Source organism: Herbiconiux sp. 11R-BC (assembly GCF_049472555.1).
Taxonomy (GTDB): Bacteria; Actinomycetota; Actinomycetes; order Actinomycetales; family Microbacteriaceae; genus Herbiconiux.
Genome location: NZ_JBCEBO010000002.1, coordinates 376,427 through 392,289 on the forward strand (window position 1 = coordinate 376,427; position 15,863 = coordinate 392,289).

At 73.2% G+C, this 15,863-nt stretch carries 11 protein-coding genes; 5 read left to right on the plus strand and 6 right to left on the minus strand.

Going from position 1 to position 15,863, the window contains the following annotated elements; genetic code table 11:
* Nucleotides 1-6: 6 nt before the first annotated feature.
* Nucleotides 7-684, minus strand: coding sequence for a GntR family transcriptional regulator (locus VD659_RS06825; RefSeq protein ID WP_171010897.1), 678 nt, complete (start codon nt 682-684; stop codon nt 7-9).
* 141 nt (nt 685-825) lie between these two features.
* Here VD659_RS06825 and VD659_RS06830 point away from each other — a divergent pair, with 141 nt between their 5' ends.
* Nucleotides 826-2,436, plus strand: a complete 1,611-nt coding sequence (locus VD659_RS06830) for a LuxR C-terminal-related transcriptional regulator (protein ID WP_423260376.1) — start codon at nt 826-828, stop codon at nt 2,434-2,436.
* 65 nt (nt 2,437-2,501) lie between these two features.
* Here VD659_RS06830 and VD659_RS06835 read toward each other — a convergent pair whose 3' ends face one another.
* From VD659_RS06835 to ddaH, 4 genes are all read right to left on the minus strand, one after another.
* Nucleotides 2,502-4,715, minus strand: coding sequence for a sigma-70 family RNA polymerase sigma factor (locus tag VD659_RS06835; protein ID WP_423260377.1), 2,214 nt, complete (start codon nt 4,713-4,715; stop codon nt 2,502-2,504).
* Nucleotides 4,716-4,774: 59 nt separating this feature from the next.
* Nucleotides 4,775-4,906: a hypothetical protein gene (locus tag VD659_RS06840; RefSeq protein WP_423260378.1), complete on the minus strand. Its 132-nt coding sequence runs from the start codon at nt 4,904-4,906 to the stop codon at nt 4,775-4,777.
* 267 nt (nt 4,907-5,173) lie between these two features.
* Nucleotides 5,174-6,439, minus strand: coding sequence for an ornithine--oxo-acid transaminase (gene rocD / locus VD659_RS06845; RefSeq protein WP_423260379.1), 1,266 nt, complete (start codon nt 6,437-6,439; stop codon nt 5,174-5,176).
* Nucleotides 6,436-7,329 carry a dimethylargininase gene (gene ddaH / locus VD659_RS06850; protein ID WP_423260380.1) on the minus strand — a complete coding sequence of 298 codons (894 nt, stop codon included), beginning with the start codon at nt 7,327-7,329 and terminating at the stop codon, nt 6,436-6,438. The genes rocD and ddaH overlap by 4 nt, the downstream gene beginning before the upstream one ends.
* 184 nt (nt 7,330-7,513) lie before the next feature.
* Here ddaH and VD659_RS06855 point away from each other — a divergent pair, with 184 nt between their 5' ends.
* Both VD659_RS06855 and VD659_RS06860 read left to right on the plus strand, forming a co-directional pair.
* Nucleotides 7,514-7,942: an Lrp/AsnC family transcriptional regulator gene (locus VD659_RS06855; protein WP_137839057.1), complete on the plus strand. Its 429-nt coding sequence runs from the start codon at nt 7,514-7,516 to the stop codon at nt 7,940-7,942.
* Nucleotides 7,943-8,020: 78 nt separating this feature from the next.
* On the plus strand, nt 8,021-8,428 hold the full coding sequence (locus VD659_RS06860) for a GntR family transcriptional regulator (protein WP_423260381.1): 408 nt from the start codon (nt 8,021-8,023) through the stop codon (nt 8,426-8,428).
* Between the two features lie 450 nt (nt 8,429-8,878).
* On the opposite strand, the gene VD659_RS06865 is transcribed toward VD659_RS06860, so the two are convergent.
* Nucleotides 8,879-12,382 (minus strand): proline dehydrogenase family protein, encoded by a 3,504-nt coding sequence (locus VD659_RS06865; protein ID WP_423260382.1) that lies wholly within the window; start codon nt 12,380-12,382, stop codon nt 8,879-8,881.
* A 42-nt stretch (nt 12,383-12,424) separates the two neighbouring features.
* Between VD659_RS06865 and VD659_RS06870 the strand changes: the two genes are divergently transcribed.
* Nucleotides 12,425-14,095, plus strand: a complete 1,671-nt coding sequence (locus tag VD659_RS06870) for a phytoene desaturase family protein (RefSeq protein WP_423260383.1) — start codon at nt 12,425-12,427, stop codon at nt 14,093-14,095.
* A 160-nt stretch (nt 14,096-14,255) separates the two neighbouring features.
* Nucleotides 14,256-15,746, plus strand: a complete 1,491-nt coding sequence (locus VD659_RS06875; protein ID WP_423260384.1) for an FUSC family protein — start codon at nt 14,256-14,258, stop codon at nt 15,744-15,746.
* The last annotated feature ends 117 nt before the right edge of the window (nt 15,747-15,863 follow it).

Here is a 15,863-nt window from a genome sequence, read left to right on the forward strand (position 1 = left end):
ATGCGGTCAGTCGTCGCCGAGGAGGATGGCGGCGGCCGCGATCATCTCGAGCATCCGCTCGCGCATGTGGCCGATGTGCTTCTTGACGGCCGGCTCGATGCCCGCGTAGTCGTGGGCCACCATGGCCCGGTAGAGCTCGTCGTACTCCTCGGCGCAGGACAGCAGCCGGCTCTGCATCGATGCGGCGCGCAGCCAGAAGCGCTGGATGCGGCGGCGCGTCTCGCGCACGGTCTCGGCCACGAGCACGTTGCCCGAGAGAGTGTTCGCGTACCGGTGGAAGAGCTGGTCGGCGAGCGCCCAGCCGGCGCGGTCGTCGTTGCCGGCGGCCCGGTACATGTCGTCGACGTAGCCCTTGAGCTGGGCGGCCTCCTCGTCGGTGAGGGTGCTCGAGGCCTTGCGGCAGATGTAGGTGTCGAGCACCTCGAGCAGGTCGCAGGCGTCGTTGACCTCGGTGGCGGTGAGCTGCGAGACCGTGAAGCGCGCGTTGTCGGTGCGCTTGACCAGCCCCTCCTTCTCGAGACGCTGCAGCGCTTCGCGCACGGGCGTGCGGCTGATGCCCAACTGGGTGGCGAGCCGGTTCTCCGAGAGCGGCGAGCCCGATCGCAGGCGGAAGCCCGTGATCTCGTTCAGCAACCACTCGTACGCTTCGTCGACACGCGAACCCGCCTCTGCGGAAACGGCCATCATCACCTGCCTTCAGCATCCGATTCTAGCGGCGCATCCGCGTCATGAATCCGGCCCGATGCCGTCTCCTCAGTGACCGCACCGACGAGCGGCTCACACCGGCCGGGCACCCACCCGGCGGCGAGAAGGGGACAAGCCACCATGCATCCGCACCCGGACGACCACCTCGAGCTGGACAGCAGCACCGGCGAAGACGGCCGCGCCCGCGACGAACGCACCGTCATCGCGCCCGAGCTCCTGGCCCGAGCGGTCGCCCGTGCCGGTGCCGACGAGGGCTGGGAGGCCGCCGCCGCGCTCATCAACCGGCACTGGGACCGGTACGCGAACTCCGAACCCGCCCTGCTGCTCGCCGCGTTCAAGGCCCTGCCGGGCGAGGCTCTCGTGGAGCACCCCGCCCTCCTCGCGGGCGCGAACTACCTGCAGCACCTGGTCGTCGCGGCCGATCCGCGCCGTTTCCATGACAACGCGGCGGATGCCGTGGGCCGGGCCCCGGATGGCGGCGCCGCCTTCGACCGGCTCGTCGCGGCCACCTCCCGGTCGTCGGGGCACCGCACCGCCGGCCGTCTGCGGGAAGCGCGCCGATTCGCGGCTGAAGGCCGGCGCCTCCTCGACGGGCTCACCGACGTGGAGCGCGCCCCGCTGCGCGACACGCTGCCGCACCTGCTCGTGCAGTGGGGCCTCGCCCACCAGTTCGCCGACCTCGGCGGCGTGCGGACGTTCGAGGAGGCCTACGAGCTCGCCTCGCTCACCGGCCAGCCGGCCATCGCCCGGCGGGCGGCCGCCCTGCTCGCCTGGCTGCACGCCGACCGGGGTCAGCTCCACGAGGCCGAGGGGTGGGTCGCACGGGCAGCCGCCTCCGGCGTTCCGACCCCACGCTACGACGCCCCGTTGCACCTGGCCGCGGCGCTCATCGGGAACGACCGGCTCGACACCGCCGCCACCGCCGCCGCCCTCGGTGCGCTCGACGAGGTGGACATCGGAGAGCACTGGGCGGCTGCACTCTGGGTTCGCGCCTGGGCGGCACGCTCCGCCGAGCAGGCCGTTCTGCTGCAGCAGCGCCTCGAGGCTGAACTGGCGCGCACGACCCCGGCGGTGACCACCGGCGGCGCGAACCGGCGTTACCTCCTGGCCGCCTCCGCCCAGCTCGCCACCCTCCGAGGCCTCCCGCTCGACGCCGGCGACGCGGTGCGCTTCGCCCTCGACGACACCGATCCTTTCGATGCCGTCATGACGGCGGCCTCCGCCTACCGTGCCGGCAACGCCCGCGAGGTGCTCCGTCACGCCGCCACGGCCACCGGCGGCCGCAGCCCGCGCATGCGGGCGGGCGCACAGCTGCTCGTCGCCGCCGCGCGGCAGCTCATGAAGGCTCCGGATGCCGCGGCCGACGCCTTCCGGCTGGCCCACGCGGTCATCGAGGCCGAAGGGCTGCACGCGAGCTACGGCATCCTGACCCCGACGCATCGCGAGGCGCTGTTCGAGCTCACGGGTCTGCGGTCGCCCGCCATCCGGTTGCTCGGAGCCGTCGGCGAGCAGGCGCCGCCCACCGCCACCGACGCCCTCGCATCGCTGACGCCCCGCCAGCGCGACGTGCTGATCCTGCTGGCGCAGGGCAGGACCGGCACCGAGATCAGCCGGGAGCTCTTCGTGAGCCCGAACACCGTGAAGACCGTCACGGCACACCTCTACCGCAAGCTCGGCGTGCACACGCGGGCCGAGGCGGCGGGCATCGCGTTCCGGGCCGGGCTGGCCTGAGCCCCCGGCGTCGCCGGGTCGGAGGGCCGGGCCGGCGCGGACCCGGATCAGAGGACGGGTGCGGGTCAGGGAGTCGGGTAGCCCGGCGCGCCCCGCAGGGTGCCGTCGGAGTAGCGCACCACGAAGTCGCCCGTGGGGAAGTCCCAGAGATACCCCGAGGTCCAGGTGCCCGCGGCGTCGAGCGGGAAGACGTCGCTCGTCCAGTCGACGACCCCCGTGGGGCTCCGGTGCGCGAGCTGGAAGGTTCCGCCCGGGGTGCCGATGACCGTGACACGGTAGATCCAGCCCGGGATGACCTCGTCGACCTGCAACGACGGCGGCGCGTCGAGCACGACGGCCACGGGAATGCCGGCCGGGGAGACGAGGGTTCCGCCGGAGTCGGTCACCGACTGGGTGACGGTGATTCCGGATGCGCCGGGCCGCAGGCCGTCGAGGGGCAACGTCCAGGCGCCGGTCGCGTCGGCGGTGGTGGTCCAGGTCTCCACCTCGTCGTGGCCCGGGGCCGCCTCGCCGGGCACCGGGATGCGCGTGGCCGTGATCGTGGCGCCGGGCTCGGCGGAGACTCCGGCCAGCACCGGGGAGAGGGCGGTCGGGCCGGCGACGAGGGTGGTGGCCGGGGCCTCGGGAGGCTGAGGGGTGGGGGTTGGAGTTGGAGTCGGCGTGGGGGTGGGGGTCGGGGTCGGCGTGGGGGTCGACGTTGGAGTGGGAGACGGCGTCGGGGTCGGCATGGGCGACGGTGTGACGGTCGGCTTCGGGGCGGGGGTGGCGGCAGCCGTGGACGCCGGCGGGGCCTCGACCTCGGGCGCGACGCCGGGGGGCGGAGCGCTGACGACCGGGCGCGACGTCGGCCGGGTCGTGGGCGCATCCGGAGCCGGGGCCGGAGTGGGGGCGGCTGTGGGCGTCGCCGTGCTCGCCGGGGCGACGGGGTCGATCAGGCTCGGCGAGGAGTCGGAGGGCGAGCCGTTCGCGGAGTCCCCGGCGGGTGCACCGGCATCGGCGACGGTGGTGCCGGCGTCGGCGGCCTGCGACCAGACGGGCCCGAGGGTGACGGCGAGCGCGATTCCCGCGCCGGCGAGCACGGCGACGGCTGCGGCGGCGATCCCGACGATGGCTCCGGCAGCGAGGCCGCCACCACCGCCCGCAGCTCCCGCGCCGCCGCCCGCGCTGCCCGCGCCGCCGCCCGCACCGCTGGCAGCCGCTCCGGCTGAAGCACCGCCGGCCGAAGCGCTCCCCGCCGACGCCGATCCGGCCACGCCCGCGCCACCGAGCGAACTGGCGCTGGCGCCGCCCCCGGCGACCCCCGCGGAAGCACCGCCGGCTGCAACCGCACCGCCGGTCGCACCGCTCCCGGCCGACGCCGAGCCTGCCGCGCCCGCACCCGGAAATCCGGTGAGCGACGCAAGATGCGCCGAGGCGCCGGCAGAGACCGAGCCGCCGCCGAGACCGCCGCCGACCCCCGCGCCGCCGGCCGCACCCGCCGCCGCTGCCGCCGCACCCGCGCCGTGCTGCAGCGCCGCGAGGTACACGCCGGCACCGGTGAGCCCGGCCGCGAGCGGAAGCATCACCAGGGCGATGCGCGAGCCGATGTGCGCGGCCTCTTCGGCCACGATCTGGCACTGCGCGCATCCGTCGAGGTGCTCGGCGACCTGCGCGGTGGCGCGGGCGCCGAGCGAGCCGCGAGCGTAGGCCGCGAGCCGTTCGACCGTCGAGCGGCACTCCGGGTCGGTCGATTTCGACGAGAGGTGCACGCTGATCCAGGCCTGGCGGAGTCCCTCGCGGGCGCGCACGGCGAGCGCCGCCACGGCATTCGGCTTCATGCCGAGCAGCGGGGCGACGTGCCGGGGGCTCATCGCCTCGACCTCGGTATACCAGAGCACCTCCTGCCACCGGGTGGGCAGCGAGCGGAACGCCCGCGCCGTGGTGGAGCGGTCGAGCGAGGCGAGCACCTCGTCCTCGCTCGTGGTCGGGTCTTCGAAGGCGTCGGCATCCTCCACCTGCACGGGCTGCTGCACGCGCCCCCACGAGGAGGCCACGTTGCGCACGGTGGTGAAGAGGTAGGGCCGGAATGCGCCGGTGGGCCCGCCGCCGCCCCGGATGGCGCTGAACACCTTCGCGAAGGCCTCGGCCACCACGTCGTCGGCGTCGAGGCTCGTGAACGACCGCGCCACGGTGAGAGCCGCGCGCGAATGCCGCTGCCAGAGCTCGCCGAAGGCGGTGCGGTCGCCGGCGCGGCTCAGCTCGATCAAGGCGCTGTCGGATGCGCTCGAGATGTCGGCCATCCCGATTTCCTTCCCCCCAACCCCTGATGAACCAGTGTAGAGGTCGTCGGGGCCCTCGCTCACGTCAGTCCGCCGGCGAGCGCCACGACGGCGAGCGCGATGGCCAGCCATGCCACGGCGGCTGCGGCGAGCCCGTAGAGCAAGCCCCGCGATGCGTCGAGCGACTCCGTGTACTCGGCCTCGGGTGCCATACGACTCTCCTCTCGGGCCGCACTCCGCCACCCCTCACCCCAAGAGACGCCCGCCCTCCCCTTTCATGACGCCACTCCCCTCCCGTCCCCTCTCCACCCATCCCGTCCCCTCTCCACCCACCCCTGCCAAAAACAAGGAGTCTTGGCTCGACTCGCCGGTCGCCGAGGTGGGATCCTCGGCGTGGCGGGCCAAGACTCCTTGTTTTTGGCAGGCGGAGGGTGGCCGAGCTGGTCTGGCCCGGGGGGGGAGGCGGGGTGTGGGGTGGGTCAGCGGGAGACGGCGGCCGGGGCGGCGGTCGGCACCGCGGCGCCGAGCTCGCCGAGCACGGCGCTCAGCTGGTCGACCGCCCAGTCGAGGTCTTCGGGGTCGATCACGATCGGCGGGGCGAGTCGGATGGTGGACCCGTGCGTGTCCTTCGCCAGCACGCCCCGCTCCATCAGAAGTTCACACACCTGGCGGCCAGTGCCGAGAGCCGGGTCGATGTCGATGCCGGCCCAGAGTCCGGCGCCCCGCACCGCGACCACACCGTGCCCGAGCAGTTCGCCGAGGCGGCGCTGCAGCCGCTCGCCGAGCAGGGTGGCGCGGCTCTGCATCTCGCCCGTGGCGAGCATCCGCACCACGGCGGTGCCGACGGCCGCCGCCAGCGGGTTGCCGCCGAAGGTCGAACCGTGCTCGCCCGGACGCAGCACGCCGAGGATGTCGCGGTTCGCGACCACCGCCGACACCGGCACGATGCCGCCGCCGAGCGCTTTGCCGAGCAGGTAGACATCCGGAACCACGCCCACGAGGTCGCACGCGAAAGTGGCGCCGGTGCGGCCGAGACCCGACTGGATCTCGTCGGCGATGAACAGCACCTCGTTCTCAGTGCAGAGCTCGCGAACGCGCGCCAGGTAGCCGGCCGGCGGCACGATGATGCCGGCCTCGCCCTGGATCGGCTCGAGCAGCACGGCGACGGTGGTGTCGTCGATGGCGCGGCCCAGCGCATCCGCGTCTCCGTAGGGAACGCGCACGAACCCGGGGGTGAAGGGGCCGAAGTCGTCGCGGGCGGTGGGGTCGTCGGAGAAGCTGACGATCGTGGTGGTGCGACCGTGGAAGTTGCCGTCGGCCACGATGATGGTGGCGCGGCCGGGCGCGACGCCCTTCACGCGGTAGCCCCAGGCGCGGGCGACCTTGATGCCGGACTCCACGGCTTCGGCTCCCGTGTTCATCGGGAGCACCATGTCCTTGCCGGCGAGGGCGGCGAGTTCCTCCACGAAGGGGCCGAGGCGGTCGGAGTGGAAGGCACGGCTCGTGAGGGTGATGCGGCCGAGCTGCTCGCGGGCGGCCTCGAGGAGCACCGGATGCGAGTGGCCGAAGTTCACGGCCGAGTACGCGGCCAGGCAGTCGAGGTAGCGCCGGCCGTCGACGTCGGTCACCCAGGCGCCCTCGCCGCTCGCGATCACGACGGGAAGCGGGTGGTAGTTGTGGGCGGCGTGCTCCTCCTCCATGATCACGAGCTCCGCCGCCGACGCCGCCGAAGCCGGCCCCGTCATGAGCGCAGCTCCAGGGTGCAGCACTTCACGCCGCCGCCGCCGCGCAGGAGCTCGGAGAGGTCGACGCCGATGGGGTTGTAGCCGCGTTCGCGCAGCTGGCGTTCGAAGCCGGTGGCGCGCGAGGCGATCACGACGTTGAGGCCGTCGGAGATCGAGTTGAGGCCGAGCACGGAGCCGTCCTCCTCGCTCACGATGATGGCGTCGGGGTAGAGGCGCTCGAGGGTGGCGCGGCTCTCGGCGTCGAAGGCGCTCGGCAGATAGGCGATGTTCGCACCGGCGTCGTCGGTGACCGGGTCGAGCACCGAGACGGCGGTGTCGAGGTGGTAGAAGTTCGGGTTCACGAGGGTGAGGCTCACGACCTCGCGGCCGAACAGCGCGGCCACCTCCTCGTGGCTGCCGGTGGCGCTGCGGAAGCCGGTGCCGGCCAGGATGCGCGAGCCGACGAGCAGGAAGTCGCCCTCGCCCTCGTTGACGTTCTGCGGTTCGACCACGTCGAAGCCGTTCTCGCGGAACCAGTCCATGAACGCGGGTCCCTCGGGCTGGCGCTGCGCGTGGGTGAAGCTCGCGCCGTAGGCCGTGTTGTCGATGACGAAGCCGCCGTTGGCGGTGTAGACCATGTCGGGCAGGCCCTCGATCTGGTCGACGAGCTCGACGTCGTGGCCGAGCTCGCGGTAGGTGTCGTAGAGCGTCTGCCACTGCGCGACCGCGCGGTCGGTGTCGGTGGGGAGGGCCGGGTCCATCCACGGGTTGATGCGGTAGGCCACGGTGAAGTGCTCGGGGCGGCACATGAGGTAACGGCGACGGGTGGCCGTGCGGGGGGTGGCCCCGGCGGCTGCTGCCGCGGCTGCTTCGGGGGCTTCGGGGGCTTCGTTCAGAATGGGCGTCGACATACGATCTCCTGCTTGCAATCGAATTGCACGAGGTGCGGATGGCGGACCAGCGCGCTGTCCTGGGGCCCCGGCCGGGGCACGCCACCGCCAGTTTGGCACGCGCTTTCCGCATTTTGGCGCCTTGGGGCTCGATATTCCTGCGAATCTCCGCTCTGTACGCAAGATATTCGCGTAGACTTGCGGCATGGACGCTCTGGATCATCGCATCATCGACCTCCTGAAGGTCAATTCCCGCAGCGGCTACGGCGACATCGGCCAGGTCGTGGGCCTCTCCGCCTCCGCGGTGAAGCGCCGCATCGACCGGCTCGTGGCCGACAACATCATCACGGGCTTCACCATCCAGCTCAACCCGGCGCTCGACGGCACCGTCACCGAGGCCTATGTCGAGCTGTTCTGCCGCGGCACGGTCGCGCCCGCCGAGCTGAAGCGCATCCTCTCTGGCGTGCCCGAGGTGGTCGATGCCGGAACCGTCACCGGCAGCGCCGACGCGATCGTGCACATCCGCTCGCGCGACATCCCGAGCCTCGAGGATGCGCTCGAGCGCGTGCGCATCGCCCCCAACGTCGACCACACCCGCAGCGCCATCGTGCTGTCGAATCTGATCCGGCGGTAGACGTCGGATGCGCGTCGCCGCCACCGCCCGTGCCTCCACTGGTGCAGCACCACTCTCACGGTCGACGGCGGTGCGCCCGTGAGCGCCGCGGAGCCGAGCTCGAGCACCCGCCCAACGGGGCTCGGCCTGCAGATCGACCCGGAGTCCGCGGTTCCGCCGTTCGAGCAGCTACGGGCGGGCATCCGCGACGCCATCGGTTCGGGCGAACTCGCCGCCGGCACCCGCCTGCCGACGGTGCGGGCCCTCGCCACCGAACTCGGCCTAGCCGCGAACACCGTGGCCCGCAGCTACCGCGAACTCGAAGCGGATGCGCTCATCGAGACCCGCGGACGCCTCGGTTCCTTCGTCTCGGCCACCGGCTCCCCCGCCCAGCGCGAGCTGCAGCTCGCGGCTCGCGCCTACGCCGATCGCGCCGCCTCGCTCGGCATCTCCGCCGGCGAGGCCGCCGCCCTGGTCGAGGCGGCCCTTCGCCAGCCGGGCGCCTGACCCCCCGCCCCCCGCAAACCCGGCCCGCACCCTCGGCCCCACCACCGAGGCCCCGCTCCCGACGGAACACACCGGCCCGCACCCGAGCTCATTGCACAAACCAGTCGCACGCCGACGCCCGCTGTCTCGACACCGAAGCCTCGCCGATGTAGCCGGACACCCCAGCGTGCGCCCGCACCCCTCGCCGAGGCAGCCGGACACCCCGACACGCACCCACACCCCTCGCCGAGGCAGCCGGACTCCTCGGCGTGCGCCCGTACCCGTCAACCGCGCCGCCGCGGCCCCAGCCACGCCCCGGCGTGCGCCCGCACCCCTCGTCGATACGGCGCCCAGCCCAGGCGCGGCGTCGGAGCCACTGCCCGCGGCGCGGCGCCCATCCGGACTCCGGCCGGCCCGAAGTCGTCCCGCGCGATGCGGCCGCTGGCACTGTCGTGCTGGGCCGAGCCGCGCTCAGTCGAACAGGCCGTCCATCAGCACGCTCGGGTTGCCGAAGCGGTGGTTGGTGAGGCTGACGGCCTGCTCGACGAGGAACGGGAGCAGTTCGATGCGGCCGGCGCGCGTGACCTCGTCGGCGTAGATCGCCACGTCAGGCGAACCGCCCAGTGCGCGGGCGAGCGCCGCCGCGCCGCCGCCGATCAGACGGATGCGGTGCACCCCACCGAGCAGCTGCGGCGCCCGGGCGAGCCAGGCGGCGTCGTTCTCGACGGTGACGCGCACCCCGCGCTCCTTGAGCAGCGCCCGGAGCGGGCGGGGCAGCTTGGCCGCCGAACTCACGACCACGGTCGAGCGCGCGAGGGTGGCCGCGGCCAGCACCCGCACCAGTTCGTGGAGCGGTTGCCCCTCGGAGAGGCGGATCGTCACCGGAACCGGCAGGTAGCGCAGCACGTCGATCTCCACCCCGAGCGCCGACACGTCGCGCGCTGCGAAGATCTCGGTCCACGCCGCCTGATCGCTCTTCGCCCCGCGGCGGGCGATGTCGAAGTCGCTCCACTCGAGCCCGGCCGTGGCGGTCTCGAGCAGCTGGGCGACGCGCGGCTCGAGGCCGGCGAGACTGAGCCCCTCGCTCGGCGAGCCGGGCTCGTTGCGCCAGCCGCCCAGATGCACCAGGTAGTTCGGGCCACCCGCCTTCGCTCCCGCGCCCACCGACGACTTCTTCCAGCCGCCGAACGGCTGGCGGCGCACGATTGCGCCGGTGATGCCGCGGTTGATGTAGACGTTTCCGGCCTCGACGCCGGCGAGCCACTGCTCGATCTCGGCCGGGTCGAGCGAGTGCAGCCCGGCGGTCAGCCCGTAGGGCACCGCGTTCTGCAGCTCGAGGGCCGCCTCGAGGGTGGGCGCCTGCATGATGCCCAGCACGGGGCCGAAGTACTCGGTGAGGTGGAACGGCGTTCCCGGCAGAACGCCCTCGCGCACGCCGGGCGACCAGAGCCGGCCCGTGTCGTCGAGCGCACGCGGCTCCACCAGCCAGCGCTCCCCCGGCCCGAGGGTGGTGAGGGCTTCAGCGAGCTTGCCCGCCGCCGGCTCCACCAGCGGACCCATCTGCACGGTCGGGTCGCTCGGGTACCCCACGCGCAGCGAGGTCACCGCGTCGACGAGCTGCCGCGAGAACCGCTTGGACTGCCCCACTGAGCCCACCACGATCACGAGGCTCGCGGCTGAGCACTTCTGCCCGGCGTGGCCGAAGGAGCTGGACACGATGTCGGCCACCGCGAGGTCGAGGTCGGCGCTCGGCATCACGACGATGGCGTTCTTGCCGCTCGTCTCGGCGAGCAGCGGAAGCTCGGGGCGCCAGGAGCGGAACAGGGCCGCGGTGTCGTAGGCGCCGGTGAGAATGAGCCGGTCGACCCGCGCGTCCGACATCAGACGCCGGCCCAGCTCGCCCTCCTCGACGTCGACGAGCTGCAGCACCTCGCGCGGTACGCCCGACTCCCACAGGGCCTCGACCATGACCGCGGCGGAGCGCTTCGCCTGCGGCGCGGGCTTGATGATGACGGCACTGCCGGCGGCCAGCGCGGCGAGCACGCCGCCCGCCGGAATGGCGACCGGGAAGTTCCACGGCGGCGCCACCACCGTGAGCGCCGAGGGCTCGAAGACCGCGCCGTCGACGGCGTCGAGCTCGATCGCCGTGTGCGCGTAGAAGTGCGCGAAGTCGATGGCCTCGCTGACCTCGGGGTCGGCCTGCGCGATGGTCTTGCCGGTCTCGGAGGCCATCACCTCGATCAGGCGGTCGCGGTTGGCCTCGAGCGCATACCCGGCGCGTCGCACGTAACCCGCACGCTCGGAGGCGGCGCGCGCACCCCACGAAGATCCGGCGGCGGCCGCACCGGCGATGATCTGCTCGAGCAGCACCGCATCCGTCACCCGCGCCGCGTCGATGGCGGACACGCCGAGCGTCGACTCGGGCACCCGGCTCAGGATGCGCGCCCCCCACACCCGGTTGGCGAGCAGCGAGGGGTCGGTGTCGGGCGTGTTCGCGAACTCCACGGGCGCCGGCTCGATGTCGCCGTGCAGGCGGTCTTGCCGGCGGTTGGGCAGCGGCGGTTCGGAGACCACCGGCTCGAGCTCGGCCAGGGAGGCGAGGAAGCGGTCGCGCTCCTTCGCGAAGGCCGCCTGGCTCGACGCGAGGTCGAACACCGACGACATGAAGTTCGCGTCGGACGAGTTCTCCTCGAGCCGGCGCACCAGGTAGCCGATGGCCACGTCGAATTCCGCGGGCGCGACCACGGGCGTGTAGAGCAGCAGGTGGCCCACGGTCTTGCGCACCGCATCCGCCTGCGCCGTGGCCATGCCGAGCAGCATCTCGAAATCGACGGATGCCGTCACCCCGCGCTGCGAGGCGAGCAGCCACGACCACGCCACGTCGAACAGGTTGTGCCCGGCGACGCCGATGCGCACCGCGTCGACGTGCTCGGGGCGCAGAGCCCAGTCGAGCACCCGCTTGTAGTTCGTGTCGGTGTCCTGCTTCGAGGAGTAGGTGGCGAGCGGCCAGTCGTGCAGCGCCGAGTCGACGTGCTCCATGGCGAGGTTCGCGCCCTTGACCACGCGCACCTTGATGGGCGCGCCGCCGCGGGCGCGGCGCTCGGCTGCCCAGGCGTGCAGGCGCTGGAGGGCGCCGAGGGCGTCGGGCAGGTAGGCCTGGAGCACGATGCCCGCCTCGAAGTCGAGGAGCTCGGGCTCGTCGAGCACACGCTGGAACACCGCGACCGTGAGGTCGAGGTCGCGGTACTCCTCCATGTCGAGGTTCACGAACTTGCGCGCCGGAGCGACGCCGCCGGCCACGGTGCGCGGACCGACGAGACCCTGCCGCGCGGCGATGCGGTAGAGCGGCAGCAGGCTCTGCGCGACTCGCTCGACCGTCTCGTCGAAGGCCCACATCGAGAGCCCGCTCGCCACCGACGACACCTTCACCGACACGTAGTCGACGTCGGGCCGCTCGAGCAGCGCCATGGTGCCCGCGAGACGCTTGGCCGCCTCGCGGTCGCCGAGCACGGCCTCGCCCAGCAGGTTGATGTTGAGGCGCACTCCGTCGGAGCGCAGGGTCTCGACCGCCTGGGCGAACTTCGCCGGCCGGGCGTCGACGATGAGGTGGCCGACCATCGAGCGCAGCACCCGCCGGGCGACGGGCACCACGACACCGGGCACCACCTCGGCGAACGCCCCGCCCAGCGAGACCGCCGCCCGGAGGTACCACGGCAGGAATCGCGGAACCCGCTTGGCGAGCTTCGCGAGGTTCTTGCCCGCGACCCGCAGGTCTTCGGGCCGGGCGACGCCGTCGACGAAGCCGACCGTGAAGGCCAGGCCGTCGGGGTCTTTCAGGACGCCCGCGAGGCGCGCGGCCGAAGGATCGACCGGCGCGTCGGCGCTCTCGTCGAGCCAGCGGCGCGCGAGCGCGACCGCCTCCTGAGCGAGCTCGGTGGAGGCGGCAGGGGTAGCCGGGTCGGTCTGGTCAGCCATCCTCTGAGGATAGGTCGTCGGCCCGCGCATTAGGCTCAAGGCATGCTCGCTGTGGAGAACTTCGACATCGTGGTGGTCGGTGGAGGACACAACGGTCTCGTGGCCGCGTGCTACCTCGCCCTCGCCGGCCGCAGCGTGTGTGTTCTGGAGCGGCTCGACGAGGTCGGCGGAGCCGCCGTCTCCTCGTATGCCTTCGAGGGAATGGATGCGCGCCTCTCGCGCTACTCCTACCTGGTGAGCCTCCTGCCGGCCGCCGTCATCGACGAGCTGGGGCTGGATCTCCGGCTCCTCCGCCGCCGCTATTCCTCCTACACGCCGCTCCCGGGCAGCGAACGGGGTCTGCTCATCGACAACGACGACCCCGAGGCGACCCGCGCATCCTTCGCCTCCGTCGGTGCGAGTGCCGATGCCACCGCCTTCGACGAGTTCTCGGCCGACCTCGCTCGCCTCGCCACCGCCTTCTGGCCCACGCTCACCGAGCCGCTCCCCACTCGCAGCGAGGCCCGCGCCCTGCTCGATGACGACGCGCTCTGGACGGCGTTCATCGAGCGCCCCATCGGCGAGACCATCGAGCAGCGCTTCGCGAGCGACCTGGTTCGCGGCGTGATGGCGACGGATGCGCTCATCGGCACCTTCGCATCCGCTCACGACGCCGGGCTGCGCCAGAACGTCTGCTTCCTCTACCACGTGATCGGCGGCGGCACCGGCGACTGGGACGTACCCGTCGGCGGCATGGGCGCCGTGACCGGAGAGCTTCTGCGCGTGGCCCGCGAGGCCGGGGTGGTCATCCGCACCGGCACCGAGGTGACATCGGTCTCGCCCGATGGCGACGTGAGGTATACCCCGACCGGCATGGATGCCGCGGCCGCTCACTCCGTGCACGGCACCCACGTGCTCGCCAACGTCGCCCCGGCCGTCCTGGACCCCCTCCTGGCCTCCGCTGAACCTCTCGCCGCCGCGACAAGCAAGGAGATCTCAGGGGACTCGCCGGAACCATCGGCGACCGACCGGCGTGTCGAGCGGGATCTCCTTGTTTTTGGGTGGGGGAGCGGAGGGGGCGCGCCGGAGGGGGCCCAGGTGAAGGTGAACCTGCTGCTCGAGCGGCTGCCGAGGCTGCGCGACTCGACGGTGTCGCCCGAAGCCGCGTTCGGGGGCACGTTCCACGTCAACGAGCTCTACTCCCAGCTCGAGCACGGCGTGAGCGAAGCCGAGAGCGGCCGGCTGCCGAGCCCGCTTCCCGCGGAGATCTACTGCCACTCGCTCACCGACCCGAGCATCCTGTCGCCCGAGCTCCGCGAACGCGGGGTGCAGACGCTCACCGTGTTCGGCCTGCACACCCCCCACCGCCTCGGGCTCGACGCCCCCACGCTCGAGCGGGCCGTGCTCGACTCGCTGAACAGCGTGCTGGCCGAGCCGATCGAGCCGCTGCTGGCGAAGGATGCGCAGGGCCGGCCGTGCATCGAGACGAAGACCACCGCAGACCTCGAGCGCACTCTCGGCATGCCGGGCGGCAACATCTTCCACGGGCCGCTGACCTGGCCGTTCCTCGAGGACGACGCCCCACGAGGAACGCCGGCGGAGCGCTGGGGGGTCGCGACGGCCCACCCGCGCATCCTGCTGTGCGGCTCGGGGTCGCAGCGCGGTGGTGCGGTCTCAGGCCTCGGCGGCCGTAGCGCCGCGATGGCCGTTCTCGAGGGCGAGCTGGACAGCTGACGGTCGACGGCTTGCCGACGAAATGGCCAACGGCTCACGGCAGTCGGGCTGACGGCTGAGACGAGAGGCCCGCTCTCCGGCGACGCGGCCTGCTGAGGCATCGAGCTCGCCGGCCGGGAGTGAGAGGGTGGGAGGACGAACCGAGAGGAGGGGGCCGCCGATGCCCGGATCCGCACACATCGGCCTGATCGCGCACGCGCGCGGCGCCGTCGCCGCGATGATCGGCATCCTCCTCACCTTCTGGTCGATGCTGGAGCTCTCGGGGTTCGCGCCCGTCGACGTCGACGCCATCGTGCTGAGCGTGGTGGTGGCCGTGATGCTCACCCGCCGCGACCTCGGCTCGAAGCCCCGCGACCGCGCGGTCGACCTGGGAGTGCTCGCCGCCGCGACGGTGGCCGCCGCGCTGGTGGGCCTGGTCGAGCACGAGGTGGTCGCGCTCGGCGAGCTGCTGTTCGTCGGGGCCCTGGCCGCCTTCGTGTGGCTGCGGCGGTTCGGCCCGCGCGCGACGCGCCTGGGCACCATCGCGACCCTCCCGTTCATCGCGACGCTCGTGACGCCGCTGCCCATCCCGGTCGGCGGCGGCTTCGCCCTCTGGGCGATCGTGGGGGTGCTCATCGCCTTCGGCTGGGCGAGCGCGGTGCAGTGGGTCTCCTCTTCTCCGGCCGCAACGCTCGCACGGCCGACCCCGCATCCCGCCCCGCCGGCCCCGACGCCCGTGCCGCCGCCGCCGGCACCGGACGACCGCCGCGCGCGCCGCCGCCTGCTCCCCAGTACCCGCATGGCCCTCCAGCTGGCGGTCTCGCTCGCCGCCGCGTTCGCGGTGGGGCACCTGCTCTTTCCCGACCACCTCGTGTGGCCCGTCATCACGGCCTTCATCGTGTGCAGCGGCAACCGCGGCCGCGGCGACGTGGTCTACAAGGGAGTGCTGCGCGTCTCCGGCGGACTGCTCGGCACCGTCGTCGCCACGGTCGCCGTCGGCCTCGGGACGCCCGGTGGTGTGGGCGCCGTGATCGGGATCTTCGTTCTCCTGGCGGTCGCGCTCTGGCTGCGTCCGGTGAGCTACGCCTGGTGGGCGGCGTGCATCACCGCGGTTCTCGCGCTGCTCTACGGCTACTTCGGCCAGACCGGGGCCGGGGTGCTCGAGAGCAGGCTGCTCGGGGTGCTGTGGGGCGGCGCGATCGCCATCGTCGCATCCTGGTTCGTTCTGCCGGTGAGAACCACCGACGTTCTGCGGCGACGATCAGCGGATGCGCTCCGCGCGCTGACCGCGTTCGTCACGGTCGCGCGCGACCAGGGCCCCGCCTCCGCCGCCTCTCTCCGCACCGAGGCAGACCTGGCGCTCGACCGCGTCGAGCAGCTCGCCCCGCCCCTCCGCGCGGCTCGCCGCGCGGCCGCGCTCGCACCCGGGCCCCTGCGGCGATCGCTCCAGCGACGGCCCGCGGCGGCGGGCGCCGAGCTCCTCGACCTGGTGGTCGGGGCGCGCCCGGAGCTCCACGCCGTCGCGAGCCTCGGCGCCGGCTCGGACGCCGACTCCGGCCTCGCCTCTGCCACCGCTGCCGCATCACCGGCCTCGAGCCGGCCCGCCCTGACGCTGCTCGGAGCCCGCCTGCGGGCGATCCGCGAACGACTCGCGTCACTCCGCCGCCCCTGACCCGAGCACCGCACCGCCGCCCGAACCCTTCACCCGAGCACCCACCTCGGCGCCCGAGCCCTCCCCGAGCACCCCCGCCCGGCCCCGAGTGACGCCGGCCGCCCCGCCCTGCCCCGC